At 57.0% G+C, this 25,980-nt stretch carries 24 protein-coding genes and 1 rRNA gene; 13 read left to right on the top strand and 12 right to left on the bottom strand.

All coding sequences use genetic code 11. From position 1 onward, the window contains the following. Positions 1-16: 16 nt before the first annotated feature. A complete protein-coding gene (locus G403_RS0112495; protein ID WP_027854294.1) occupies positions 17-556 on the bottom strand; it encodes a chorismate--pyruvate lyase family protein in 540 nt (179 codons plus the stop codon). Positions 557-671: 115 nt separating this feature from the next. Here G403_RS0112495 and G403_RS0112490 point away from each other — a divergent pair, with 115 nt between their 5' ends. Next, positions 672-1,259: a DUF1415 domain-containing protein gene (locus tag G403_RS0112490; RefSeq protein ID WP_027854293.1), complete on the top strand. Its 588-nt coding sequence runs from the start codon at positions 672-674 to the stop codon at positions 1,257-1,259. 23 nt (positions 1,260-1,282) lie between these two features. Here the strand turns inward: G403_RS0112490 and phoU are convergent, their stop codons facing one another. The 6 genes from phoU to G403_RS0112460 form a co-directional block, all read right to left on the bottom strand. Beyond that, positions 1,283-2,032 carry a phosphate signaling complex protein PhoU gene (gene phoU / locus G403_RS0112485; RefSeq protein ID WP_027854292.1) on the bottom strand — a complete coding sequence of 250 codons (750 nt, stop codon included), beginning with the start codon at positions 2,030-2,032 and terminating at the stop codon, positions 1,283-1,285. Between the two features lie 193 nt (positions 2,033-2,225). Continuing rightward, complete coding sequence (locus G403_RS0112480) at positions 2,226-3,854, bottom strand: methyl-accepting chemotaxis protein (protein WP_027854291.1); 1,629 nt, start codon at positions 3,852-3,854, stop codon at positions 2,226-2,228. A gap of 100 nt (positions 3,855-3,954) precedes the next feature. After that, positions 3,955-4,845: a phosphate ABC transporter ATP-binding protein PstB gene (gene pstB, locus G403_RS0112475; RefSeq protein WP_027854290.1), complete on the bottom strand. Its 891-nt coding sequence runs from the start codon at positions 4,843-4,845 to the stop codon at positions 3,955-3,957. An 11-nt stretch (positions 4,846-4,856) separates the two neighbouring features. Continuing rightward, positions 4,857-6,128, bottom strand: coding sequence for a phosphate ABC transporter permease PstA (gene pstA / locus G403_RS0112470; RefSeq protein WP_027854289.1), 1,272 nt, complete (start codon positions 6,126-6,128; stop codon positions 4,857-4,859). Beyond that, the gene (pstC, locus tag G403_RS0112465) at positions 6,121-7,509 is read right to left on the bottom strand and encodes a phosphate ABC transporter permease subunit PstC (RefSeq protein ID WP_027854288.1); all 1,389 of its coding nucleotides are present in this window, start codon (positions 7,507-7,509) and stop codon (positions 6,121-6,123) included. The genes pstA and pstC overlap by 8 nt, the downstream gene beginning before the upstream one ends. Before the next feature lie 160 nt (positions 7,510-7,669). Continuing rightward, positions 7,670-8,713: a substrate-binding domain-containing protein gene (locus G403_RS0112460; protein ID WP_051298955.1), complete on the bottom strand. Its 1,044-nt coding sequence runs from the start codon at positions 8,711-8,713 to the stop codon at positions 7,670-7,672. A gap of 242 nt (positions 8,714-8,955) precedes the next feature. Here G403_RS0112460 and G403_RS0112455 point away from each other — a divergent pair, with 242 nt between their 5' ends. Then, positions 8,956-9,372, top strand: a complete 417-nt coding sequence (locus tag G403_RS0112455; protein ID WP_027854286.1) for an acyl-CoA thioesterase — start codon at positions 8,956-8,958, stop codon at positions 9,370-9,372. Between the two features lie 3 nt (positions 9,373-9,375). Here the strand turns inward: G403_RS0112455 and G403_RS0112450 are convergent, their stop codons facing one another. The 4 genes from G403_RS0112450 to G403_RS0112435 form a co-directional block, all read right to left on the bottom strand. Next, positions 9,376-10,710: a DASS family sodium-coupled anion symporter gene (locus tag G403_RS0112450; RefSeq protein ID WP_027854285.1), complete on the bottom strand. Its 1,335-nt coding sequence runs from the start codon at positions 10,708-10,710 to the stop codon at positions 9,376-9,378. A 105-nt stretch (positions 10,711-10,815) separates the two neighbouring features. Further along, positions 10,816-13,026: a DNA helicase II gene (gene uvrD, locus G403_RS0112445; RefSeq protein ID WP_027854284.1), complete on the bottom strand. Its 2,211-nt coding sequence runs from the start codon at positions 13,024-13,026 to the stop codon at positions 10,816-10,818. 166 nt (positions 13,027-13,192) lie between these two features. Beyond that, positions 13,193-14,167, bottom strand: a complete 975-nt coding sequence (locus tag G403_RS0112440; protein ID WP_027854283.1) for a homoserine kinase — start codon at positions 14,165-14,167, stop codon at positions 13,193-13,195. A 9-nt stretch (positions 14,168-14,176) separates the two neighbouring features. Further along, complete coding sequence (locus tag G403_RS0112435) at positions 14,177-14,458, bottom strand: DUF2782 domain-containing protein (protein ID WP_036233687.1); 282 nt, start codon at positions 14,456-14,458, stop codon at positions 14,177-14,179. Positions 14,459-14,583: 125 nt separating this feature from the next. Here G403_RS0112435 and polA point away from each other — a divergent pair, with 125 nt between their 5' ends. Then, a complete protein-coding gene (gene polA, locus G403_RS0112430; RefSeq protein ID WP_027854281.1) occupies positions 14,584-17,319 on the top strand; it encodes a DNA polymerase I in 2,736 nt (911 codons plus the stop codon). Between the two features lie 185 nt (positions 17,320-17,504). On the opposite strand, the gene yihA is transcribed toward polA, so the two are convergent. Continuing rightward, the gene (gene yihA, locus G403_RS0112425; RefSeq protein WP_027854280.1) at positions 17,505-18,146 is read right to left on the bottom strand and encodes a ribosome biogenesis GTP-binding protein YihA/YsxC; all 642 of its coding nucleotides are present in this window, start codon (positions 18,144-18,146) and stop codon (positions 17,505-17,507) included. Positions 18,147-18,337: 191 nt separating this feature from the next. On the opposite strand from yihA, the gene G403_RS0112420 reads away from it, so the two are divergent. The 10 genes from G403_RS0112420 to G403_RS0112375 all read left to right on the top strand — a co-directional run. Next, a complete protein-coding gene (locus G403_RS0112420) occupies positions 18,338-18,940 on the top strand; it encodes a c-type cytochrome (protein ID WP_027854279.1) in 603 nt (200 codons plus the stop codon). 129 nt (positions 18,941-19,069) lie between these two features. Further along, positions 19,070-19,699 (top strand): thiol:disulfide interchange protein DsbA/DsbL, encoded by a 630-nt coding sequence (locus G403_RS0112415; protein ID WP_027854278.1) that lies wholly within the window; start codon positions 19,070-19,072, stop codon positions 19,697-19,699. Between the two features lie 156 nt (positions 19,700-19,855). Beyond that, a complete protein-coding gene (locus G403_RS23205; protein ID WP_051298953.1) occupies positions 19,856-21,424 on the top strand; it encodes a GGDEF domain-containing protein in 1,569 nt (522 codons plus the stop codon). 54 nt (positions 21,425-21,478) lie between these two features. Beyond that, positions 21,479-23,110: a ubiquinone biosynthesis regulatory protein kinase UbiB gene (ubiB, locus tag G403_RS0112405; RefSeq protein ID WP_027854277.1), complete on the top strand. Its 1,632-nt coding sequence runs from the start codon at positions 21,479-21,481 to the stop codon at positions 23,108-23,110. 79 nt (positions 23,111-23,189) lie between these two features. Beyond that, positions 23,190-23,597, top strand: coding sequence for a phosphoribosyl-AMP cyclohydrolase (gene hisI / locus G403_RS0112400; protein ID WP_027854276.1), 408 nt, complete (start codon positions 23,190-23,192; stop codon positions 23,595-23,597). Next, positions 23,594-23,926, top strand: a complete 333-nt coding sequence (locus G403_RS0112395) for a phosphoribosyl-ATP diphosphatase (RefSeq protein WP_027854275.1) — start codon at positions 23,594-23,596, stop codon at positions 23,924-23,926. The genes hisI and G403_RS0112395 overlap by 4 nt, the downstream gene beginning before the upstream one ends. A 48-nt stretch (positions 23,927-23,974) precedes the next feature. Beyond that, positions 23,975-24,232 carry a twin-arginine translocase TatA/TatE family subunit gene (gene tatA / locus G403_RS0112390; protein ID WP_027854274.1) on the top strand — a complete coding sequence of 86 codons (258 nt, stop codon included), beginning with the start codon at positions 23,975-23,977 and terminating at the stop codon, positions 24,230-24,232. Positions 24,233-24,247: 15 nt separating this feature from the next. Next, entirely contained in the window at positions 24,248-24,613 is a 366-nt protein-coding gene (tatB, locus tag G403_RS0112385; RefSeq protein ID WP_027854273.1) for a Sec-independent protein translocase protein TatB, read from the top strand. Then, on the top strand, positions 24,606-25,361 hold the full coding sequence (gene tatC, locus G403_RS0112380) for a twin-arginine translocase subunit TatC (RefSeq protein WP_027854272.1): 756 nt from the start codon (positions 24,606-24,608) through the stop codon (positions 25,359-25,361). The genes tatB and tatC overlap by 8 nt, the downstream gene beginning before the upstream one ends. Before the next feature lie 508 nt (positions 25,362-25,869). Beyond that, positions 25,870-25,980: ribosomal RNA gene (locus G403_RS0112375) — 16S ribosomal RNA — on the top strand; the annotation flags it as partial.

Below are 25,980 nucleotides of genomic sequence, written 5' to 3'. Positions count from 1 at the left end.
GGAGTCCTCCGGTTGGTCAGCGCGGGTATTGTATGCCTTCCAGTGGCGGTAGAAAAACTTCACAGACCAGCAGGGGTTTGTTTTCCAGATAAAACAGGGAGCGGCGCGCCCACAGGGGCGGGTTTTGACCGTTGGCGATACGGGCGACCTGAAGTGGGGCGCGGCGCATGCTGGGCTCGCTGAACAGCAGAGAGCCCAGTGAGCGGGACCCGATCAGGCGCAGGGTGCGTTGACGGCCGGTCAGCGTCGGTGTCGGAATCACGGTGCGGGCGTAGACCCAGGGCTCTTCGTCAGCGCACAGCAGGACCTCCCGGATCAGCGCGTATTCTCGGCTGCGCATCCCCAGCGTCACCCGCTCATTGGGGCCGGGCAGGGCATAGCGTTGACGCTGGACCCGGACCGAGAATCGGCCCTTGCTTGCGCGTTGCAGCAGGCGCGTGAGCGAACCCTGGTCCGTCAGCCAGCGGCGCAGGGCCAAGGGGGCATTAATCGGCTGGCGCAGTGTGCGCCAGTGCTGGACGGCTTCAAGCGCCGGGTGTCTGGTCTGGTCGTTCACGTTGGATGAGTACTGCTATTGGAGCGAGGCAGTGTAACACCGCCGGGTATTGACTGTAGAGAGTGGAGAGCGGTGGTAAACTGCACCTCCTTTTCCAGCCCGATATGGAACGATCATGACGCAGCCCGCTGACAAACAAACCCAAATCGATACGGCTCGCCGTTTAACCCGTGACTGGGTGGAGCGGATGGTCGTGGGATTGAATCTGTGCCCCTTTGCCGCGCCCGTGGTAAAAGCCGGTACGATCCGTTACCACGTCTCTGAGGCGGAGGATGAGGATCGGCTATTGCGTGACTTTCTGGTCGAGCTGTCCCGTCTGGTGGAGACGCCGGAGTCGGCGTTATCCACAACACTGGTGATCACTCCCTGGCTGGTTCGTGATTTTGACGCCTTTCTGGATCTGGTGGCCGATGCCGAAGCGTTGATCGAACAGGCGGGCGTTGAGGATCTGTTCCAGATTGCGAGCTTCCACCCCGCCTATCTGTTTGCAGAGGTGGATGAGGACGATATCAGCCACTGGACCAACCGCGCACCCTTCCCTACGCTGCACCTGATCAGGCAGGATGAGATGAGTCGCGCACTGGCCGGATACAAGGACCCGGAATCGATCCCTGAGCGCAATATCGCCCGTCTTAAGGCATTGGGGCGGGCGGGTCTGATTGAGCAGTTCCCGCCGTTAGCAGACTACTGGTCCGAACGGTGATCGGCGGACGCTAAAGAGGTGGATTACTCCTCCTCTCCATCATCGTCAGCGGTCTCTTCGCGAACCGTCTTCTTCATGCTTTGCAGGCTCTGGTGGCGTACATCGGTGCCGCTGACCTGATAGATCAGGTGTTCGGACAGGTTACGGGCATGGTCACCGATACGTTCCAGGCTGCGCAGTACCCAGATAACACTCATGATATTGGAGATCGAACGCACATCTTCCATCATGAACGTGACCAGCGTGCGCATCGCCGTGCGGTACTCCTGATCCACGTTGCGATCCTGCTTGGCGACGCGGTAGGCCATCTCCAGATCGTTACGGGCAAAGGCCGTTAATACGTTCTTGACCATATCACGCACCAGGTTGCCGATATGACGTACTTCCTGGAAACCGTGCTGGGTACGTGAACCTTCCGACATTTCGATCGCCTGCTGAGCGATGCGGCTGGCTTCATCGCCGATACGCTCCAGATCGGCCACGGCGCGACTTATGGAAATAATCAGGCGCAGATCGGAGGCCGCCGGCTGGCGACGGGCAATGGTGGTGGTGCATTGCTCGTCGATGGTCAGTTCCATTTCATTGGTCTGTTTGTCGATCCGGCGCGCCTGCTCGGCCAGCTCTATATCCGATGTCAGCAGTGCTTCGATGGCGTCGTTGACCTGGCGCTCGACGATGCCGCCCATGGTCAGCATCTGGGTGCGGATCGCTTCCAGTTCTTCGTTAAACTGGTGAGAAATATGATTGGAGTAACTATCCTTTTCGAGTTCCACGGTCTTGTCTCCGTCGTGGTTTGTGCCCGTCAGCAACGTGTGTGTCTTTATAGGTATAGGCGATTGGCCATTATAGAAGATCGCACCCTACATTGCGCGTATGACAGTTTTGTGAAATTCGGGCCTGTGCATCATTGCACGGCCCAGGTTGGCTCTAGATTCGGCTCTGTGTCCTCGGGTGCTGCGCGGCAACTCAGGAGAGTGCCGCTTTGCTGTCACCGGTTTTGAAGCGGTCCACCAGTTGATGCATGGAGGTGGACTCCTGACGCAAGGCATCGCTGACCGAGCGGGTGTTCTGTACACACAGGGCTAGGGAGTCGGCGCTCTCTTTTAACGCTTGAGCCCGTCGGCCGATACGTCCGCTTTCATCGCGTTGGGTGGCAATGGCGCCGCTGATCCCTTCACTGTGGCGTTCCATTTCCACAAACTGTCCTTGCAGCTGCTCCAGAAACGCCTGCAACTCAATAATCTGTGATCGATTCTGGTTCCCGGCGCTGCGCATGGATTCCAGCTGTCGGCCCACGCCGTCCACGCCCTCTGTCAGATCGCCAACCCACTGGCGGATGTCGCGGGTGGATTCGGCAGTGCGCTGTGACAGCACGCGGACTTCATCGGCAACCACGGCAAAACCGCGGCCCTGCTCGCCGGCCCGGGCTGCCTCTATGGCTGCGTTCAGGGCGAGCAGGTTGGTCTGCTCGGCGATATCGGCGATGATGTCGATGACCTTGCTGATCTTGGTGCTGGACTCGGTCAGCGTAGTGATCGAATCACCCACCCGGTTGATGATTTCCACCGTGTGTTCGGCGGCCTGCGCACTGCTGACGATCCCCTGTTGCGCTTCGGTGTTGGCCGAAATCGCATCGTTCACCGTGGCAACGGACTGGGCGATGGCCGTCTCGATGGAGGAGGTTTGTTCAACGATATTATCCATTGAGCGGTTTACATCGCCGATCAGGCGCAGGGTATCATTCGAGGTGTTCTGCAGCGATTCCGCTTCTGCATCGAGCTGAGATGAGCGCTGACTGAGGCCGGTGGCGGCTTGGCGGATATCAGCGATGAAGTGGCCAAAATGCTCGACGAGGCGGCGGATCGCCCGCCCAACTCCCGCGACTTCATCTTTTCCACGCAGGTTGGGTGTCTTGCGCAGGTCTGCGTCGCGAGCCATCTCACTCAGTCCCAGCTCCATCCTGAGAAGTCTGCGAATCACGGTGTGGTGCAGCCAGAGTGTCATTCCGACCACCATGATCAGAAACAGGGCCGAGCCGATAAACAGGAAGTTCTGTTGGTGAGCGAGGAAGCCAAGCAGCCCCTGGGCGGCACTGGAAAGCGCCTCTCGTGTCAGCTGCTGGCGCTGTTGAATGGCGGTCAGCATCGGCTCCATGGCGTGAACGAGATCGAAGTCGACAACCTTGCCCACTTGATAGTAACTCTTTTCCGCCATCTTTGATTCAAGCCGTTCGATCAGGGCTGTGACACGGTCAAAGTCGGCTTGATGCTCTTCGGCCCAGGCGCTGAGCTGGGGGTTGTTGGCGACCGCTTGCCAGTGACTGGGCAGGCTCTCCTGCAGCTCGGTAAACACCGGGGTGATTTCGCTCCAAAGCAGCAGCTGTCCCTTGGTTTTGTAGGCCAGATCCTGCAGACGGCGGTGGTCCTGCGCCAGGTCGCTTAGCAGCCAGGTTTCCTTGAGCTGATACTGAATCAGGTTGTTGGAGGCGGTTTCCGCTTTCAGGATGATACTCCAGGAAAGTGCGGCCAGACCGGCGAGGGCGAGCAGGCATAAGCCCGCAAAAAACAGAATGCGGAAACGCACGGTAGAAAACATAACAACTCCTGCAGGATATGACAGGGGCAGGGTAGAAGCGATGTGTTACATATTTATGACGGGAAAGGGTGCCCTGAGCAGGGCACCCTTTGGGTCGTGCTTAGCCGAAACGACCGGTGATGTAGGATTCGGTCATTTCATGTTCTGGCGCGGTGAACACGGTGCTGGTGTCGTTGACTTCGACCAGGTGGCCCAGGTGGAAGTAGGCCGTGCGGTGGGAGACGCGCGCCGCCTGCTGCATTGAATGGGTCACGATCACGATGGTGTAGCTCTCGGACAGCTCCGCAATCAACTCTTCCACCTTGGCGGTGGCGATGGGGTCCAGTGCCGAGCAGGGCTCATCCATCAGGACCACTTCCGGGCTTACAGCGATCGTACGCGCAATACACAGGCGCTGCTGCTGACCGCCCGACATGCCGGTAGCGGTGGCATCCAGACGGTCTTTCACCTCATCCCAGAGGCCGGCTTTACGCAGGCTGCTCTCAACGATGTCATCCAGCTCGGACTTGCGGTTGGCAAGACCGTGGATACGGGGGCCGTAGGCCACGTTGTCGTATATCGACTTGGGGAAGGGGTTTGGCTTTTGAAACACCATGCCCACCCGTGCGCGCAGCTCGACGACATCCTGACGTGGGTCGTAGAGATCCTGGCCGTCCAGCTCCAGGGTGCCTTTAACCCGGCAGATATCGATGCTGTCGTTCATGCGGTTGAGGCAGCGCAGGAAGGTGGATTTGCCGCAACCGGACGGGCCGATGAAAGCGATGACCTCGTTGCTGGCGATATCCAGGCTGACACTTTTGATCGCACGGCTCTCGCCGTAAAACACTTCCACGTCGCGCAGCTTGAATTTGGCATCGTCTGCGTAGGGCGTGCCGACGGTCTTGCCTTCGACAATAGGGCCGCTTGCCGCCGTCTCCTCAACCACCGGGATCTGCGGCTCATTCTCGTCGTGCAGTTTCTTTTCAGGCACAGTTGTAGGAATACTCGTCATCTTTGTTCTCCTCACCACCGGCGCTCAAGGCGTTTACGCAACCAGATGGCCAATGCATTCATACTGATCAGGAAGCTCAGCAGCACCATGATGGCGGCTGAAGCGCGTTCTATAAAAGCCAGCTCGGGGCTGCCTGCCCAGAGGAAGACCTGAACCGGCAGGACGGTGGCTGAATCCAGGAAGCCATCGGGCACATCGACGATAAAGGCCACCATGCCGATCAGCAGCAGCGGGGCAGTTTCACCCAGCGCCTGTGCCATGCCGATGATGGAGCCGGTGAGCATACCGGGCAGCGCCAGAGGCAGTACGTGGTGGAGGACCACCTGCATCTTCGAGGCACCGATGCCGGATGCCGCTTCACGGATCGACGGCGGCACACTCTTAATCGCAGCACGGCTCGAAATAATGATTGTCGGCAGGGTCATCAGGGTCAGTACCAGACCACCGACGACGGGCACCGAGCGCGGCATGCCGAACAGACCGATAAATACCGCCAGGCCCAGAAGACCGAAAATGATCGACGGTACGGCAGCCAGGTTATTGATGTTGACCTCGATAAAGTCCGTAAGCTTGTTCTGAGGCGCAAACTCCTCAAGATAGATTGCGGCCGCGACCCCGATCGGGAACGACAGAATCAGTGTTACAAACATGGTCAGCAGGGAGCCGACAACGGCCCCCATAATCCCGGCGCGGGAGGGGTCACGTGAGTCACCGCCCTTAAAGAAGGTGTCGTTGAAACTCACTTCAACGATGCCTCTTTCAAGCAGGCCATCAACCCACTCACGCTGCTGTTCGCTCAGCTTGATCGAGTAGGCGCTATCGCCGGCGTGTTTGACGTAGACATCCACATCGGTATGGGCGAGCAGGTTCATCTCACGGGTGCTGCCGAGCCAATCCGGGTTGTTGACCAGCGCTTCGCGCAGGTCGGTGGACGCATAGGGGTTAATCAGCTTGCGTACGGCATCCCGGTCTGCCTCGGTGGCGTCCGGAATCTCTTTCAACAGCGCCTGTACCAGCGGCTCGACGAAATCGGCCATACGCAGCTGCTTCTGGTCAGTGGCATCATCCAGGAACATCATCTCCTGGTTGAGCTCGACCTCGAGATTGAGGCTGGTTTTCATAAAGCCGGTGTAGCCCTTGCCGATGATATCGGTAAACAGCACCACCAGTGCGGACAGGGCTATGGCAATCGCTAAAATGCCGTAGGCGCGGAACCGCTTCTCCTTGCGGTAACGCTTTTTCAGGGACTGGCGGACGATCTCCGCTTGCGGTCGATTAGTCATATTGTTCCCGGTACTTACGCACGATATGCAGAGCGATAATGTTCAGTAACAGGGTGGAGAGGAACAGCATCGCACCCAGGGCAAATGCCGCCAGGGTCTTGGCACTGTCGAACTCCTGGTCGCCAGTCAGCAGGGTGACGATCTGAACCGTTACGGTGGTCACCGTCTCCAGTGGGTTGGCGGTCAGGTTGGCCGCCAGGCCTGCAGCCATGACCACGATCATGGTTTCGCCGATGGCGCGGGATACCGCCAGCAGAATACCGCCCATGATACCGGGCAGGGCAGCCGGGAAAATCACCTTTTTCATGGTTTCCGACTGAGTGGCACCCAGGGCCAGGGAGCCGTCACGCAAGGACTGCGGTACGGCGTTGATCACATCGTCAGACAGCGATGAAACGAACGGGATGATCATGATCCCCATAACGGCACCGGCCGCCAGAGCGCTCTGTGAAGAGGCATTAATGCCAAAGCTGGCAGCGAAGTCACTGATAAAGGGCGCCACGGTAAGTGCCGCGAAGAAACCGTAAACCACGGTGGGAACCCCGGCCAGCATCTCCAGCATCGGCTTCACGATGTTACGAATCTTCGGATTGGCATATTCAGACAGGTAGATGGCCGACATCAACCCGACCGGTACCGCCACCAGCATGGCGATCGCCGAGATCAGCAGCGTACCGGTGAACAGCGGGATCATGCCAAAGGCGCCTTCGGCAGCGACCTGGTCAGCACGCAGGGCGGTCTGCGGGCTCCAGTGGGTGCCGAAGAAAAAGTCGATAAAGGAGATCTGCTGGAAGAAACGGAAGGTTTCGAACGCAACAGAGAAGATAATCCCGACAGTGGTCAGGATTGCCAGTGCGGCGCAGGAGAAGAAGATCCACTTCAGGATCGCCTCGACCTGAACACGGGCGTTCAGAGTCGGGCGGATGCGCACCCAGGCTATAAACGCAGCAAGTACAGCCACCGAAACCACCAGAGCTGTCATGTACATCAGACTCTGCTCACGCAACCGGACCAGCAGCTCAGCTGCCTGGACGATGGCTGGGTCGGCAAAGTCCTTTGCCAGTGCGCCTGACGCGATGTTGCTGATCTTGCTCAGCAGAAGGCTCGCTTCGCCTGCATTGCTCGGCAGCAGGTTCTCCGGCAGGGTGCCCACGACCATCGTCTGGATCACCTGACCCTGGAACGCCGCCCAGAGTCCTAGAACGATAAGGGCCGGAATACCGCACCATAAAGCCGCACGGGCGCCATAATAAAAGGGAAGCGACTTAAGGTGTCGGATCCCACCCAGGGGCATTGCCAGTGCACGGGAGCGGAAGTATCCCAACCCGTAGGCCACGGCAGCAAATGCCAGCGTGATAAGAAGCAGGTTTGCCGGTTGCATGTATCTACCTGTCTGCGATGTTTCTGTTGGGCCCGGATTGTACCTTTTAACCCGGGCACCTACACGGCCAGTAGCGAAGTGATTTGGTCACTCCAGACGTGCAAAAGGGTGTGGCCCTCTAAAGGACCACACCCCGGAGGATCGGGCTGATCCTGACCGATTACTTGAGCTCGTCGAGCGTCAGGTTAGTCAGGTTCTCAGCCTTGTCCATCAGGTTAGCCAGCTGCTCACGCGGCGGGATGATCAGGCCCACGTCTTTCAGGTAGCCGTTCGCACCCAGAGCGCCATTGCTGGTGAACTCGTTGACGTACTCCTGAATGCCAGGAACAACACCGATGTGTGCTTTCTTGACATAGAAGAACAGAGAGCGAGCAACCGGGTATTTATCGGCAGCGATATCTTCAGCAGTTGGAACCATGCCGTTCAGCTTGGCAGCCTGCAGACGGTCAGCGTTCTCTTCCAGGAAGCTGTAGCCGAATACGCCGTAGAGGCCGTGGTCGCTGATCAGTTTCTGAACGATCAGGTTGTCGTTCTCACCGGCTTCGATGAACGCGCCATCTTCACGAACGCTTTCGCAGATCGCTTTGTGGTCGTCCTTGCTCAGGCTTTCGGATTCCGGCAGCTCTTCACAACCAGCACCCAGCGCCAGTTCGTTGAAGGAGTCACGGGTACCGGAGGTCGGCGGCGGGCCCATTACACGGATCGGCTTGTTCGGCAGGCTGGCGTCAATGTCGCTCCAGTTTTTGTTCGGGTTAGCAACCCACTTGCCATCAACCGGTACCTTCGCGCCCAGCGCCAGGAACAGCTGTTCCAGCGTGATGTCCAGGTTTTCAGCTTCGTTGGAGCTGGCGATCACGATACCGTCGGAACCGATACGGAATTCAGTGATCTCGGTAACACCGTTCTTCTGGCACAGTTCGAACTCAGAGGTCTTCATGCGACGAGAAGCGTTGGTGATATCCGGGTGCTGAGTGCCGATGCCAGCGCAGAACAGCTTCATGCCACCGCCAGAACCGGTAGATTCCAGTTTCGGAGTGTTGAAATCGGTGTTGGTACCAAAACGCTCGGCAACGACAGTCGCGAACGGGTAAACGGTGGAGGAGCCAACGATGCTGATAGTGTCGCGAGCAACAGCAGCGTTTGCCATGCCAAGACCGGTAGCAGCGGTCATCGCAATCGCAAGAGCACGGGTACGCAATTTCATTCTGTATCCCTCTTTAGCTGGATCGTTTGAGTTGAAGCGGTTTATGGGCGGCACTATAGGATTAAAAAGTTACGGGTTTGTTACAGTCTGAAATTGGGTACGTTGATTTTTTCAAGGCAACGCTTGGGTTCGGGTTCGAATCGATTATGATGCAATGCCGGAAAGCCGTGGAGCCCAGCTTTTGCTGGCAGATCGAGTCGCTGCACTGCATCATAGAGGCTGTCGTTTCAACAGGAGGTCACATGGGAACTGTCGATAGGAGCCGTGTTCTGCAGCCGGAAGGCGAACTTAGCCTTCAGCTACCGGCCGGTCACGATGCCGTCAATATGTTTGGGGATGTGTATGGGGGCTGGGTCAGCGCGCAAGCGGTTTTGGCCAGTGAAATCCGTGCCGGACAGGAAGCGCAGGGCCGTATCGCGACAGTCTCTGTGGGACAGATGACCTTCATGTCGCCGGTTTTGAAGGGCACCGTCCTCTCTTTCTACACCCGCGTACTGGAGCGCGGCCACAGCTCGTTGCGTATTGCGGTGGAGTGTTGGGGGCAATGTCCTGACGGGCGGGCGCCACGCAAGGTGACGGTGTGCGAATGTGTTCAGGTCGCAATTGATGGGGAAGGGCATATCCGCCGGTTGCCGCCGACGGATAGCCTGGGGGGATGACCGTTACAGCATCATCATCGCGGCACCGGTAATAACGGCAGTCATTGCCGCATTCAGCACGATCCCGGCACGCATCATCTGCGTCTGGGGGACGGCTCCGGAGCCGTAAACGATCGCATTGGGCGGCGTTGCCACGGGCAACATGAAAGCACAGGAGGCTGCGATGGCGATAACGGCAGCCATGACCACCTCCGGCATCCCCATCACACCGGCAATTCCCACGAAAATCGGCACCAGCAGTGCGCTACTGGCGGTGTTGCTGGCGATTTCCGTGAGCATGACCACGAAGCCGGCCACCACCAGGATAAAGAGCACCATCGGAGCGCCTTCTAACAGGCTGCTGACAGACTCCGCCAGAAACAGGCTGGCGCCGGTTTCTTTCAGCAGGGCCGAGAGGGTCAAACCTCCCCCGAACAGCAGCAGTACACCCCAGTCTGCCGACTTCTCCACCGCCTTCCAGGACACCAGCTTGAGCATGCACAGCATCAGGATGGCCGCGACAGCTATCAGGGCATCAAAACCTTTGGTCACACCCACCAGCTTGGAGATTGGGGCGCTGAACAGCCAGAGTGCCACGGTGAGCGCAAATACCGCCAGCGTCGCCCACTGAGTACCGGTCAACGGGGCATGAGCTTCTTTGGTTTCGAACCGATGGCCCAGCTCCGGGCGCATAACCAGCCAGAGCAACAGAATCATCAAAGGGAAGGAAACCAACACGATCGGAAAGCCGATCTTCAGCCAGTCCAGAAATGTCAGGCCTACGGCCGCGGCGGCAATCGCGTTGGGTGGACTGCCCACCAGCGTGCCGATACCACCGATACTGGCGGAGTAGGCAAGACCCAGCAAGACAAACCAGTAGGTTCTTTTGTTCTCTTCGTAGGGGAGCTGTTTGATCAGGCCCAGCACCAGGGGCAGCATCATGGCGGTGGTCGCCGTGTTTGAGATCCACATGGAAAGACCGGCCGCTGTGACGAACAGCAGAATCGCGGCAACCCCGAGCCGGCCCCGGGCCAGGCGAACCACATGGCTGGAAATGTAGCGGTCCAGCCCCTGTTCACTGAGGGCGGCAGCCAGTGCGAAACCACCCAGAAACAGGAAGATGATCGGGTTGGCAAAATTTTTCAGTGCGTCGGCGACCGAGAAAACCCCGGTCAGTACGGCCAGTACTGGTATCAGCAGGGCAGTGACCGTGATGTTAAAGGTCTCGGTCATCCAGAGAATAGCGACCAAGGCTAATACCGAGAGTCCGGTTTTCAGGGTGGGCTCCAGCGGGGCAAGCAGGTAGATGGCTGCTGCCACCGCAAGGGCGAGAATGAAGCTGACTTTACTGCCCGGCATGTTTTCAGGCTCCTTTTAGACGAAAGTCGCGATTTTACGGCTCTCGCCGCGCTGTCGCCATCACCTGAAAACAGAATAGCAGCTGTTTAGGCCACCGGAGGGTTGTTAAAGGGCCTCAAGTTTGGCAAAGCCCACAACCAGCCACTTGCTGCCCACGTCATCGAAATTGACCTGGACGCGAGCTTTGGGTCCGCTGCCTTCGAAGTTGGTGACCAGCCCTTCGCCAAATTTCGGGTGCATCACCCGCTGGCCCAGTGCCAGGCTGGTTTCGGGAATGTCGCTACCGCCCAGGCTGGAGCTCCCGAACAGAGAGCTCTCCTGTGACTGGCCGCTGCTGTAGGGACGGCGCACGGTGGCATTCAGGCGAACCTCTTCCACCAGCTCCATAGGGATCTCCTGAATAAAGCGGGAAGGGCGGTTATAGTTCTCCTGGCCGTGCAAGCGCCGGGCTTCGGCGTAGGTCAGGTAGAGCTTCTGCATGGCGCGCGTGATACCCACGTAGCAGAGTCGGCGCTCCTCCTCGAGGCGGCCGGGCTCCTCGGCGGACATGCTGTGCGGAAACAGCCCCTCTTCCATACCGGCCAGGAACACCAGCGGGAACTCCAGTCCCTTGGCCGAGTGCAGGGTCATCAGTTGCACGCTATCGGTATGCACGTCGGCCTGGGCATCACCGGCGTCCAGCGCGGCTTGGTCGAGGAAGGCTGCCAACACCGAGTTGAATCCCTCCGGTGTCTCATCCGCCTGCCACTGACCGGCAAACTGCCGCGCAGCGGTGACCAGCTCCTCCAGGTTCTCGATGCGGGACTGTGCCTTTTCGCCTTTTTCTTTCTCGTGGTGCTGAATCAGACCAGAGTGTTTAACCACATGCTCAGTCTGTTCGTGCAGTTCGGTTTCTTCGGTTTCGCTATCCAGCCGGTTGATCAGATCCAGGAAGGCTTGCAGGGCATTACCGGCGCGGGCGGTTAGTTTGCCGTATTCGATGATCTCATTGGCGGCGCGCCACATGGAGACACCTTCGGCACGGGCGTGTTCGCGGATCTGCTCGATGGTACGGGTACCGATGCCCCGGGTGGGCACATTGATCACCCGTTCCATGGCGGTGTCGTCATCGCGGTTGGCGAGCAGGCGCAGGTAGGCCAGGGCGTTTTTGATCTCCAGTCGATCGTAGAAACGCTGACCACCGTAGATGCGGTAGGGAATACCGGCGCGGATCAGAGTTTCTTCAAGTACCCGGGACTGGGCGTTGGAGCGGTAGAGTATGGCGCTCTCGTCGCGGCGGTTGCCCTCATCGATCCACTTGCTGATTTGATCGATGATAAATCGAGCTTCGTCCTGCTCATTGAATGCCGCGTAGAGGCTGATCGCCTCGCCATCGCCGAGGCTTGTCCACAGCTCTTTACCCAGGCGGCCGAAGTTGTTGCGGATAACGGCGTTTGCAGCGCCCAGAATGGTACCTGTGGAGCGGTAGTTCTGCTCCAGGCGGATGGTTTCGGTGCCGGGAAAATGGTCCGGCAGGTGCTGAATATTTTCGATCCGGGCGCCTCGCCAGCCGTAGATCGACTGGTCATCATCACCCACCGCCATCAGTTTGTCATCGCCCTCGCAGAGCAGGCGCAGCCAGGCGTACTGGATCGCATTGGTGTCCTGGAACTCGTCCACCAGTACGTAACGGAAGCGCTCGCGGTAGTGCTTGAGCAGTGCCGGAGCCCGGTCACGGAGCAGTTCCAGAGCGCGTAGCAGCAGTTCGCCGAAGTCGATCATTCCACCGCGATCGCAGGCCTCTTCGTAGGCTTCATAGACGCGCACCATTGTGTCCTGGAACAGATCACCGGTACGTTCGATATGGCGGCTCCGCAGGCCTTCATCTTTCTGGCCGTTGATGTACCACTGCATCTGCTTGGGCGGCCAGCGGTTCTCGTCCAGGTTCATCTCCTTGCACAGCCGCTTGATCAGACGTAGCTGGTCGTCACTGTCCATGATCTGGAAGTTGTCGCGCAGACCTGCGTCCTGCCAGTGAGCTCGCAATAACCGATGCGCAAGGCCATGGAAGGTCCCGACCCACATGCCGTGGGTATTGAGCCCCAGCAGATGTTCGATCCGTCCGCGCATCTCCCGAGCCGCCTTGTTGGTGAAGGTTACGGCCATGATGGAATAGGGGGAGATGCCTTCTGCTTCGATCAACCAGGCGATGCGGTGCACCAGTACCCGTGTTTTGCCGGAACCGGCACCGGCCAGTACCAGCAGGTTTTTAACGTCGGCGGTTACCGCCTGACGTTGGGCGTCGTTGAGCGAGTCGATGATGTGGGTAACGTCCATAGGCCTTTCGCAGAAATCGTGTGCGGTGGTTTTTAGTTCGCAGGGGCCAGAGTATAACGGTTTCGGGTGGGTACTGGAAAAGTATACAGGTAGAAATCAAACCGCTGGGAGTAGGAGTGGATCGCATCAGAAAACCCAACGCGATCCACCCGGATACGCACGGTACTCAGAGGACAGCCGGCTGAGCAATGCGAGCCAGCAGAATGCGCTTCAGCTCATCCGGATCCTTGAGCTTCATCTCGCCACCCTGGCGTGAAGCCTGGGAGATGCCGAGCCAGGGAATCAGGCGTGAGAGCCAGAAGCGCATGGCGGCGGTGCGGCACAGTTGAGGCCAGGTCTGACGTTCGACATCGGCAAAGGAGCGTACCTCGGCATAGGCATCCAGCAGTGCGCGCTCCCGGGCCGGGTCGATACTGCCATCCGGGTTAACGCACCAGTCGTTCGCCACAATGGCCAGGTCGAACAACCAGAACGCGGTGGCCGCATTGTAGATATCGAGGATCGCTTCCACCTCGTCACCGACAAACAGCGCATTGTCGTGGAACAGGTCGCCATGGATGATGCCGCGGGGCAGGGACTCACCATGGGTCTGGCGCAACTCGTCAAACAGGCGTACCTCTTCGGTGAGCAGGCCGGCATCCTCATGACTGAGTCGCGGAGCGATATTTTCGCTTTCCCGGCGCCACCAGAACACGCCACGATGGGCCTGACGGGTCAGGAAAAAGTCCTGTCCGGCCAGGTGGAAGCGCGCCAGAGCGCGACCGATACTGGCGCAGTTGGTTGGTGTCAGCTCCTGCTGATCGCGGTGACCACCAACAAAACGGGGCTGCAGGAAAGCCGGGCGGCCATTGAGCTGTTTCAAGCCGATGCCGTGACGATCCTCAATGGCATAGGGGACCGGCACCTGGCGCTGGGCGAGCCACTGCCCCAGCTCGACGAAAAAGGGCATCTCCTCATAGCTGAACTCCTCAAACAGGGTCAGCACATACTCGGTCTGCTTACCGTCCTGCTCCAGCGTGACGAAATAATTGGTGTTTTCGATGCCACCTTCGATCCCTTTGAAATCGATGCAGGTGCCAAGGTCATAGTCGGCCAACAGCGTATCGAGCTGTGCCGGGGTAACGGGGGTATAGACTGCCACGGTGGATTCTTACCAGCGAAAAATAACCCATTTAGGGATTAGGAGTTGAGACTCTTCGGCACGGATGTACTCATCGGAGCCTTGGGCGGGGACCAGGTAATAAGGCTTGCCGACCTTGGGCACGACCTTGATTTCCCTGAGCTGTCCGTTGATCGAATACTCGTAATACGTGGCCTCGCCATCATGGGTGATGGTGATCTCCGGCTCCTGCGTCTCGGTATTGGTGACGATCTCGGCCTGGGCCAGCGGTGACAGGATCAGTGCCCCTGCCAGCAGAAGCTGTTTAATCATTGCTCTCTTCCCATTTGGTTGAGGCGCGCCTGTTGGTCGAAGCGGCCCGATTTGTCTATGATTGTGGGCCTTTGCGGCGGACCGAACAAGCCCGAATCCGAACCCACCAGCCGATGGATGCACCGATGAGCGAACAGAAACCTCCCGTTATTCTAGTGGACGGCTCCTCCTATTTGTACCGAGCCTTCTTCGCCTCCCAGCAGGCGGACCTGAGAACGGCGGATGGATTTCCGACCGGCGCGGTGCGGGTGGTGACCTCCATGCTGCGCAGTTTGCTCAAGCAGTATCCGAAAAGCCCGGTGGCGGTAATCTTCGATGCCAAGGGGAAAACGTTTCGCGACGACCTGTACGCCGATTATAAAGCGCAACGACCGCCTATGCCGGATGATCTGCGCGACCAGATCGAGCCTATTCACGACATTATTCACGCCATGGGCATCCCGCTGTTTGTCGAGGAGGGGGTCGAAGCCGATGATGTGATCGGCACTCTGGCGCGTCAGGCGGAGGCTGCCTGTTGCGATGTGGTGATATCCACCGGTGACAAGGATATGGCGCAGCTGGTGGATGAGAAAGTCACCCTGATCAACACCATGACCGATACCGTGATGGATATGGAGGGGGTAAAGGAGAAGTTCGGTATTCCGCCGGCGCTGATTATCGACTACCTCGCGTTGATGGGGGACAAGGTCGATAACATCCCCGGTGTGCCGGGCGTGGGAGAAAAAACGGCACTGGCCCTGCTGCAGGGGATCGGCAGTATTAAAAGCCTGTACGAGAATCTGGACAAGATCCCGGATCTCGGTTTCCGTGGCGCCAAATCGATGCCGAAGAAACTCGAAGAAAACCGCGAAATGGCGGAACTCTCCTATTTGCTGGCGACGATCAAAACCGATGTGGAGTTGCACGTGGGCCTTGGCGATATCACCTTGCCCGCTCCGGATAGTAGCAAGTTGATCGAACTGTTTAAGCGTTTCGAGTTCAAGACTTGGGTGCGTGAACTGGAAGAGGGCGGCGGCGATGCGGCGGCTGAAGAGGTGGTGCAGCCGACCCTAGAGGTCGAGTACGAAACAGTTCTGGATCAGGCCAGCCTTGATGTGTGGTTCGAACGGCTGAAGCAGGCTGGCTGTTTTGCCTTTGATACGGAAACCACCAGCCTCAACTATATGGAGGCGGAGCTGGTGGGGGTCTCCTTCTCCGTGGAAGTGGGCAAAGCGGCGTATGTACCCCTGGCGCATGATTATGTGGGAGCACCGGATCAGCTGGATCGCAATGCCGTTCTCGAGCAGCTTAAACCGATCCTGGAAGATGAGGGACTAAAAAAAATCGGCCAGCACATCAAGTACGACATGAATGTACTGGCTAAATACGGAATCGAGATCCGAGGAATTGGCTCTGACACCATGCTGGAGTCCTATGTGCTGAATTCCACCGCCAGCCGCCATGATATGGACAGCCTGGCCCAGCGCTACCTGAATGTGGAAACCGTCAGTTTTGAGACCATCGCAGGGAAGGGCAAGAAGCAGCTCACCTTCAACCAGATCGACCTGGAGCAGGCCGCGCCCTACGCGGCGGAAGATGCCGATATCACCCTGCGTCTTCACGAGACATTGATGCCCAGGCTGGAAGCCGAGGGCGATCTGGTCAACGTGTTGCAAGAGATCGAGCTGCCGCTGGTGCCGGTGCTATCGCGAATGGAACGAAATGGTGCGTTGGTGGATGCAACGCTGCTGGCGCAGCAAAGTCAGGAGATCGAAAAACGCCTTGCCGAGCTGGAAAAGGAAGCGCACGAGCTGGCCGGCGAGCCGTTTAATCTCGGCTCCACCAAACAGCTGCAGGAGATCCTGTTCGAGAAACAGGGGCTGCCGGTGAAGAAGAAAACGCCGAAGGGAGCTCCCTCCACTGCTGAAGAGGTGTTGCAGGAGCTGGCGCTGGATTATCCGCTGCCCAAAGTGATCATCGAGAACCGGGGGCTGAGCAAGCTCAAGTCCACCTACACCGATAAACTGCCGCAGATGATCAACAAGGCCACGGGCCGGATTCATACCTCCTATCATCAGGCCAACACAGCCACCGGACGTCTCTCGTCGTCGGACCCCAACCTGCAGAATATCCCTGTGCGCACGCCGGAAGGGCGTCGTATTCGCCAGGCATTTGTTGCTCCCAAAGGGTACAATATCGTCGCGGCAGACTATTCACAGATCGAGCTGCGGATCATGGCTCACCTGTCCGGTGATAAAGGCTTACTGGACGCCTTTGCTCATGGTGAGGATATCCACAGGGCCACTGCGGCCGAAGTATTCAAAGTCGCGCTGGATAAAGTCTCCGCGGATCAGCGCCGCAGTGCCAAGGCGATCAATTTTGGTCTGATCTACGGCATGTCGGCGTTTGGTCTGGCCAAACAGATCGGTGTGGGTCGAAAAGACGCCCAGACCTACATCGACCACTACTTCGAAACCTATCCCGGCGTACAGCGCTACATGGACCAGACTCGCGAGCTTGCGCGGGAGCAGGGCTATGTGGAAACAATCTTTGGCCGACGCCTTTATCTGCCTGAGATTAATGCACGAAACCCCATGCGCCGGCAGGCGGCCGAGCGCACGGCCATCAATGCGCCGATGCAGGGGACTGCCGCGGATATCATTAAGAAGGCGATGGTTGCTGTAGACACTTGGTTGCGGGAGAGCGGCTTCGATGCGCGCATGATCATGCAGGTGCATGACGAACTGGTTTTCGAAGTGTGTGAGTCTGAGGTTGATGCCTTTTTAAAGCAGGTGCATCCGCTGATGGAAAACGCCGCGAAACTGGACGTGCCGCTGCTGGTGGAGGCTCAGGCGGGGGACAACTGGGAGCAGGCCCACTAATTTTTTGTCGGTCGGGTGAACTTTGACGAAAAAGGGGCGTCAGAGTTTATAAGATCGCAGCTGCCCAGGATGCAGCCGAGAGGAAGAGGCGGTCTTAATCTGTCATGACAAAGATGCTGACCCCGATCGCCGTTTCCTTCCCCTTCACGGCATCGGGGTTTTCTTTTGCCCGGTGTAAGCGGGGCTTATGCTTCCTGATCAGCCCCTTCCGGGGGGAGTAGCCAGCTATCCAGTCTTGCACGTAACTGATCCACACCGGTTTTCTTCAGAGCCGAGAAAGTCTGTACCGATACTGCATCGCCCAGAACCTCGGTCAGGGCCTTGCGCAGAGACAGTAGCGTACTTTGTGCCGGGCCTTTTTTCAGTTTGTCTGACTTGGTCAGAAGAACATGCAGAGGAACGCCGGTGGCGGCACACCAATCCACCATCATCTGGTCGAACTCTTTCATCGGGTGGCGAATATCCATCACCAATACCACGCCACGTAGACACTCGCGGTGTTGCAAATATGCATCAAGGTGTTTCTGCCAGTGCTGTTTGAGGGCCAGCGGCACCTTGGCATAGCCATAACCGGGCAGGTCAACCAGGCGCATCCCTTCCAGATTCAGGTCGAAGAAGTTGATCAGCTGCGTTCGGCCCGGTGTTTTGGACACCCGGGCCAGTTGATTTTGCTGGGTCAGCGCATTGATTGCACTGGATTTTCCAGCGTTGGATCGGCCGGCAAACGCGACTTCGGCCCCCTCATCGGGCGGGCACTGGTCGAGCTTGTTGGCACTGGTGCTGTAACGTGCAGAATTGTACTGAATAACCGGTTCGCTGGAGGACATGAGAATCCGTTGTCTGACCCCCGACTAACATATACGTTCCAGTTTGTGGGGATATTGGTTTATAATGCCGCCAATTTTACCCGCGATCTGGTTTGCGCTCCAGTCAGGGAAAGCATGACTTCGGATGTTTTCGCCGCCACAAGCGGCGGAAATAACACACTTTTTAGTCTTACAGGGGTCTGGGTTAGTCAATGAACAAACTACTGATCAGCTTACTGGTAAGCCTCGGCATCACCGGCGTTGCACATGCAGCGGGCGATGCAGCGGCGGGCCAGCAGAAAACTGCCGTTTGCGCGGCTTGTCACGGTGCCGATGGTAACAGTGCAGCGCCGAACTTCCCGAAACTGGCGGGCCAGAACGCCAGCTACCTGCTCAAGCAGTTGAATGATATCAAAAGTGGTGCGCGCAGCATCCCTGAGATGACCGGCATGCTGGATAACCTGAGCGACCAGGACCTGGCGGATATTGCAGCGTACTTCGCCAGCAACAATGTGGCTGTAGGCCAGGCGGCGGCTGATCAGGTTACCGCGGGTCAAGAGATCTACCGTGCCGGCATCGCCGACAAGGGTGTTGCGGCGTGTACCGCCTGTCACTCTCCAAACGGCCAGGGTAACGAAGCCGCGGCTTTCCCGGCCCTCAGCGGTCAACATGCCGGTTACGTGGAAAGCACGCTGAAGAAATTTGCAGCGGGTGAGCGTAACAATGATCCGTCAGGCATGATGCGTGATATTGCCGTGAAGATGAGCGAGTCTGATATGAAGGCGGTTGCTCAGTACGTGCAGGGTCTGTACTGATTCAGTGCCCGGTCTTCGTGCTTTTCAAAGGCAGCTTCGGCTGCCTTTGGTGTCTCTGGGGTTCGCTGAACTTTTACGGGTTTTTGCGGGTCTGTTGAGGGACTGATTGTCTACCAGGAGTGTAATGTAATGAAAAAATGGCTAGTTGCCGTTGCAGCAGCGCTGATCTCTTTGTCAGCAGTAGCTGCGGATGAGCCTTACCGTGAGGGTGTTCAGTACGAGCGAATCGCTCAGCCGGTACCGACAACAACCAAGGGGGATGCGGTTGAAGTGGTGGAGATGTTTGGCTATCTCTGTCCTCACTGCAACAGCTTTGAGCCCCTGCTGCAGCACTGGAAAGCACAACAGTCTGATGATGTGAAACTGGTGAACATTCCGGTGGTGTTCGGGCGCAGCTGGGAGCCGATGGCGCGCGCTTACTACGTGGCTGATCTGCTGGATAAAGTCGAGGAAACGCACCAGGCTATGTTTGATGCGGTTCATGTGCAACGTAAACGGTTCCGCTCTGCGGATGATCTGGCGGATTTCTACGCAGATTATGGCGTTGATGCCGACACGTTTAAAAAACAGTACAACTCCTTTGCGGTGGATATGAAGCTCAAGCAGGGCGAGTCCAAGGCGCGGGGTTATGGAATTACCGGTGTCCCTTCGATGATCGTTAATGGTAAATATCGCGTCACCGCTGAGTCCGCCGGTGGACATGAGGGGATGCTGAAAGTTGTCAGCTATTTGGTAGAGAAAGAAAAAGCGCAGAACTGATCGCGCTTTTTGATCCCCGCCCAAAAACCGCTCATATCGAGCGGTTTTTGTCTTTTAACCGGCCCCCGGCATGATATATTTCCCTGACAATGATCAGAATTAGACCCGCTGTGTCGAAGAGTTGAACAGCGCAAGCCGTAGTTTGGAGCGGTTCCCGTGGCGTTAGAGCAGGACGACTGGAAGCAGAAGTACAAAGAGCTGGCGCAGGAGTGCGAGGCCCTACAGAGAGACACGGATAGTACCGCTTCCCGGGGCCGGGCGCTAAGCAGCCAGCTGGCGCTGGGGCTTCGAGGGCAGAGTGCTGCGCTGGATGCAGAACTTGATTTATTGCTGCAGATGATGCGCAAGCCCGATATCAATGGTCAGTTTGATCGTGTACTGGGTCGGGTCGAACGACAGATCAAACTGCTTGATGATCAGCGGCTGTCGGTGAGTAAGGATATTCGTGTTGGCTTTGAGCGCTGGATCAACCAGCTCCGTTCAATCAATCAAAGCGAGCCCTTCACCAACCTGCTCAACGCCAGTGAGCGCCGGGTGCCGGAAGCGGCCGAGCACTTTTACAAGTTGGCTGAGTTGCTGCAGGAGTTGGTCGAACTTCAAAAAGGGCTGCTGCCCGCTCAGGCCGAGAATGAACACTCTTTCGCACTGAGCGCCTCCGACCCCAACGATGTGGTGGATCTGGAGATGCTCGAGAGCCGCATCGCCACAGAGATGCTGAACCTGATCGAAGCGCTTAATATCGAAGCCTCGGGTCTGGCACTTGCTCGTGAACTGATCGCGCGGATCGAAAAGGGTATCCCGGCGGCAGACCTGCCCGATGTGATGGCCTCGCTGGTCAAATTGGCCAGACTGTCTACGGGGCTTGAGCATCAGGAATTTGAAACTTACCTGCTGAGCCTGAATGAGCAACTCACCTATGTGCAGGATTTCCTGTCACAGAGTCGTCAGGAAGAGAGTCGAGCGTTTGAGGCACATCAGCAGCTGGATCACAAGGTTCGTCGTGATGTCAGCAAACTCCATCAGAGCGTCAAATCCTCCAACGATTTACTCTCCCTGAAAAAAGCGGTGGCCGAACAGCTAACGTCCATCGTTCGTACCATGGACCGCTACAAGGATCATGAGAGCGAGCGAGAAGGTCGGATGCAGCAACGCTACGATGCGCTGGTGGAAAGGGTTGAGCAGATGGAGGTTGAGGCCGGTCGCGTTCGCTCGAGAATGGAAGAGGAGCGGGTCAAGGCCCGGACTGACCCGCTGACTGGCTTGCCGAATCGAGCTGCATACGATGATCAGCTTGCCACTGAACTTGAACGCTGGCAGCGCTATAATACGCCGTTTTCGGTTGCGGTGGTCGACCTGGACCGTTTTAAGCGGATTAACGATGAGTATGGACATCTGGCCGGTGACAAGGTGTTGCGGCTGGTGGCGAGGGTGTTGCAGCGAAACTTGAGGGGAAGTGACTTTATCGCTCGCTATGGCGGAGAGGAGTTCGTGCTGCTCTTTCCTTCTACCGGTAAACGTGATTCTTTGGTCGCGGCTGACAAGCTCAGAGAGGCCGTTAAAGCAAGCCCGTTCAACTTTAAGGGCGAGCCGGTTATGGTGACCGCGTCCTTCGGCGTTGCCGAGGTTCAGCCCGATGATGATGCCGAGACCCTGTTTGGGCGAGCGGACTGCGCGCTGTATCGAGCCAAGGAGGGGGGCCGGGACCGCGTTATCGGATCCGAGTGATATCTCATCGTTTTTCTGTTCTGTTCCTGCCCCGCCCCTTATCGGAGTTGATTCGTGCGTACGGTTTTCCGCCTGTTAAAAATTGCTCGTGTGGTTGCGCAATACCGCTTGGATACCTTCCTGCTGGAAGCGCCGCTGCCCGGCTATCTGCGTTTTTTCCTGCTGTTTCTGCCCTCGCGCTGGTTTATTCGGGTACACGAGCCCCGTGGGGTGCGGCTTCGTTTGGCATTGGAGGCTCTGGGCCCGGTATTTATCAAATTCGGGCAGATGCTTTCGACCCGCCGGGACCTGCTACCGGATGATCTGGCGGTGGAGCTGGCGCGATTACAGGACCGGGTCCCCCCCTTCGCCAGTGAGCAGGCGCGGATGATTATTGAGCGTTCGCTGGGACGGCCGGTGGGCGAGCTGTTCGCTGAGTTTTGTGTGGATCCGATTGCTTCGGCATCCGTCGCCCAGGTTCATGGGGCGCGGTTGCATGATGGCAAAGCCGTTGTCGTCAAAGTGATTCGTCCTGGAATCGCGTCTGTGATCCGTCAGGACGTTGGGTTGCTGTACACCCTGGCTCATATGGTGCAGAAACTCTGGTCGGAAGGGCGCCGTCTGCGGCCCGTGGAAGTGGTTGCGGAGTATGAGCAAACCATCTTCGATGAGTTGGACCTGCGCAAGGAAGCGGCAAACGGCTCCCAGTTGCGTCGTAATTTTGATGGTTCAGAAATGCTCTATGTGCCGGAAGTATTCTGGGACATGACCCGGCAGAATGTGTTGGTCATGGAACGAATCTACGGCATCCCCATCGCTGATGTGGAACAGTTGCATCGCCGTGAAACAGATATGAAGGTGCTGGCGGAACGGGGTGTCGAGATATTTTTTACACAGGTTTTTCGAGACAGCTTCTTTCATGCCGATATGCATCCGGGCAACATTTTTGTATCCCCGGATGACCCGAGCAATCCCCGTTATATCGCGGTGGACTTTGGGATCATCGGAGCCCTGACACCGGAAGATCAAAGCTATCTGGCCCGCAATATACTGGCCTTCTTCAAGCGTGACTACCGTCAGGTTGCACAGCTGCATATCGACTCCGGCTGGGTGCCGGCCGATACCAATGTGAATGCATTTGAAACCGCCATCCGCAGTGTTTGTGAGCCGATTTTTGAGAAACCGCTGAAGGATATCTCTTTTGGAATGGTGCTGCTGGGGCTGTTCCAGACAGCACGCCGCTTCAACATGGAAGTACAGCCTCAGCTCGTACTGCTGCAAAAGACGCTGCTTAATATTGAGGGGTTGGGGCGTCAGCTCTATCCGGACCTCGATCTTTGGAAAACGGCCAAGCCGTTTCTGGAAAAGTGGATGCGTGAACGGATGGGGCCGCGCGCAGTCTATAGAAAGATGAGGCAGCAGGCACCGGATTGGCTGGACAAGCTGCCTCATATGCCGCAGCTGATCTACGATGGATTGCAGCAGATGCGCCGTCTGGAGGATACTCAGCGGTCTTTGGTTGAGCTGCGGTCGGAGGCGTTCCGGCATGATGCGAGGCGGGGCCGGCGTTCTCTGGTGCTGGGCGGGTTGTTGATTCTGTTGGCGGCGATGACCACGCAGCCGGAAGTAAGGTCCGCTCTTGATAGTATGCCCTGGTATGGCTGGCTTTTTAGTCTGGCGGGTGTGGCAGCGCTCTGGCGTGCCTGAGCCTCGCTGTGTGGTTAGACCCGGTGTGATCGGGTATTCTTGCGCTTTGCTACGAACCAACAGGCTTTGAGATAACGGGATGACAGACGACTGGCTTGAACAGATAAAATGGGATGGGCAGGGGTTGGTGCCTGCCATCGCGCAGGATTTTCGCTCCGGTCGCATATTGATGATGGCCTGGATGAATGCCGAATCGCTCAAGCTCTCAGTCGAAGAAGGGAGAGCGATCTATTGGTCGCGTTCCCGCGGTAAGCTTTGGCGTAAGGGAGAAGAATCGGGGCATGTGCAGCGGCTTCATGAGGTGCGGCTGGACTGTGATAGTGATGTCGTCCTGCTGCAGGTGGAGCAGCTGGGTGAGATTGCATGCCATACAGGCCGTGAGAGCTGTTTTTATCGTCGTCTGGACGCTGATCGGACGTGGCAGATTACCGATGATGTCCGGAAAGACCCGGAATCGATTTATGCAGGTAAGGGGGAGAAGTCATGAGCGACGTCTTGGCTCAATTGAGCGAGGTGCTGGAGCAGCGTAAGACCGCTTCACCGGACAGTTCCTACGTAGCCAGCCTGCATGCCAAAGGTTTGAATAAAATATTGGAAAAGGTGGGCGAGGAATCGGTTGAGACGATTATCGCGGCGAAGGACGCGAAGCTCTCCGGCGATAACAAAGACGTGATCTACGAGACGGCGGACCTGTGGTTCCACTCCTTGGTCATGCTCTCTCATCTGGGCGAAAAGCCCGATGTGGTTTTGAATGAACTGGCGCGACGTTTTGATCTTTCGGGGCTTGAAGAGAAAGCCTCACGTGGCGGCAATTAAGTTTAACTAAGATATCTGCGGGGTAATCGCCTCGTTGGGAGTGAATACATGGGCTTTGGTGGAATCAGTATCTGGCAATTGGTTATTGTCCTCGGCATCATCATCCTGCTTTTTGGTACCAAGAAGCTGCGTAACCTCGGAGGCGACGTGGGTAGTGCCGTCAAGGGCTTCAAAAAAGCGATGAATGACGACTCCAAGGATGAAGAGGATAAGTCTGATAAGGCGCTGGATAAAAAAGAGGATGCTCAATTTAAAGAGCCCGAATCGAGTGCCGCTAAAAGCGAGCACAAATCTGACGGTCGTTAAGCGCAGCCGCTGTCGATGTTTGATATCGGATTTGCAGAACTCCTGCTGATCGGCGTTGTTGCGCTGCTGGTTCTTGGGCCTGAAAAACTGCCTTTGGCTGCTAAAACCTGCGGCCTGTGGCTGGGGCGGCTAAAGCGGTCGGTCAGCAGTATCCAGCGAGAGATCAATGAAGAGCTTCGCGTCGAAGAGCTGCGTCGTACGACAGCCATTGAGAAAGAGAAGCTCGATCAGGAGCTTAACGATATGCGGCGGCCGTTTGGCGCCAACGAATCGGACCCGGTAAATAGGGAGCAGAAAAGCCCGGCGCCGGAGTCGCAGGAAGTCGACATACCCAAGAGCGATGGCGAAGCCGCTGGCAAGAAGTCTTCAACACATGAGTGATTCCCATTACGATCCTGAGCAGCCACTGATTTCGCACCTGGTCGAGCTGCGTCAGCGTCTGCTTCACAGTGTCTTTCTGATACTGATTATTTTTCTTTGTCTGTTTTATTTCGCCAACGATCTGTACGAATGGTTGTCCGCGCCCCTGACCGCGATGCTGCCGGAAGGCACGAGCATGATCGCGACGGATGTAACCTCGCCGTTTTTTGCCCCTTTTAAGCTGACACTCGTTGCAGCAATTTTTCTGGCGATCCCTTTCCTGCTACATCAAGCTTGGGCTTTTATCGCGCCCGGCCTCTATCAACATGAAAAGCGGCTGGCTGTCCCCCTTTTATTGTCCAGTATCCTGCTGTTTTACCTCGGTGTCGCCTTCGCGTATTTCGTTGTCTTTCCGCTGGTGTTTGGCTTCTTTACCAGTGTTGGGCCCGAGAATGTAGCGATGATGACCGATATAAGCAGCTACCTGAACTTTGTGTTGAAACTGTTCTTTGCCTTTGGTGTCGTCTTCGAAATACCGGTTGCGACCCTGCTGATGGTGTGGTCTGGCATGACCGACGTCGCATCGCTTTCGGCTAAACGCGCTTATGTCATCGTGGGCTGTTTCGTGGTCGGGATGCTGCTAACGCCCCCTGATATCATTTCCCAGAGCTTGCTGGCGGTACCGATGTGGTTACTGTTTGAAGTGGGGTTGTTGATGGCTCGCCTGACGGGCCGCAAGAAGACCGAAGAAGAGTCCGGTCCGGCGTAAAGGGTCGTTGGAAGAGCTGGAGTGTCACCTTTTTGTAAATTTTTTCCAAATGGCTGTTGACTCCCTCAGTCAGCTCTGTAGAATGCGCCTCCTCGCTTGAGACGACAGCCCCTTCGGGAGCCGGACGGAACAGCGAGGCGGTTTTCTAACCTCTTGAAATCATTAAGCCTTTTGGTTGATTCGAGAAAACGAAAATCGCAGTGAAAAGCGAAATAAACGCTTGACACTGAAGGCGGAGGCGGTAGAATACGCACCTCCTTATGAGGCGCTGAAAAGCGCGCCTCGCTTGAGACGATGGGTACAGCCACTGCGGTGGCAAGCATAAGTCGCTCAGCACGCTCTTTAACAAGTCGATCAGGTAATTCGTGTGGGCGCTTGTCAGGATCTAAGCACACAAAGCTTATATCTCAAGACAAGCAACCTATATGTGAATTCATTTAGCGTTGTTTATACCTTGAGCAGGATGGCGAAGAGATAATTCCTCTCTTTAGATTCCAATTAAACTTTTAAACTGAAGAGTTTGATCATGGCTCAGATTGAACGCTGGCGGCAGGCCTAACACATGCAAGTCGAGCGGTAGCAGGGGGTGCTTGCACCCCGCTGACGAGCGGCGGACGGG

This window comes from Marinobacterium litorale DSM 23545 (genome assembly GCF_000428985.1).
GTDB classification, from domain to species: domain Bacteria; phylum Pseudomonadota; class Gammaproteobacteria; order Pseudomonadales; family Balneatricaceae; genus Marinobacterium_D; species Marinobacterium_D litorale.
This window is presented reverse-complemented; position numbering and strand designations above follow the sequence as displayed.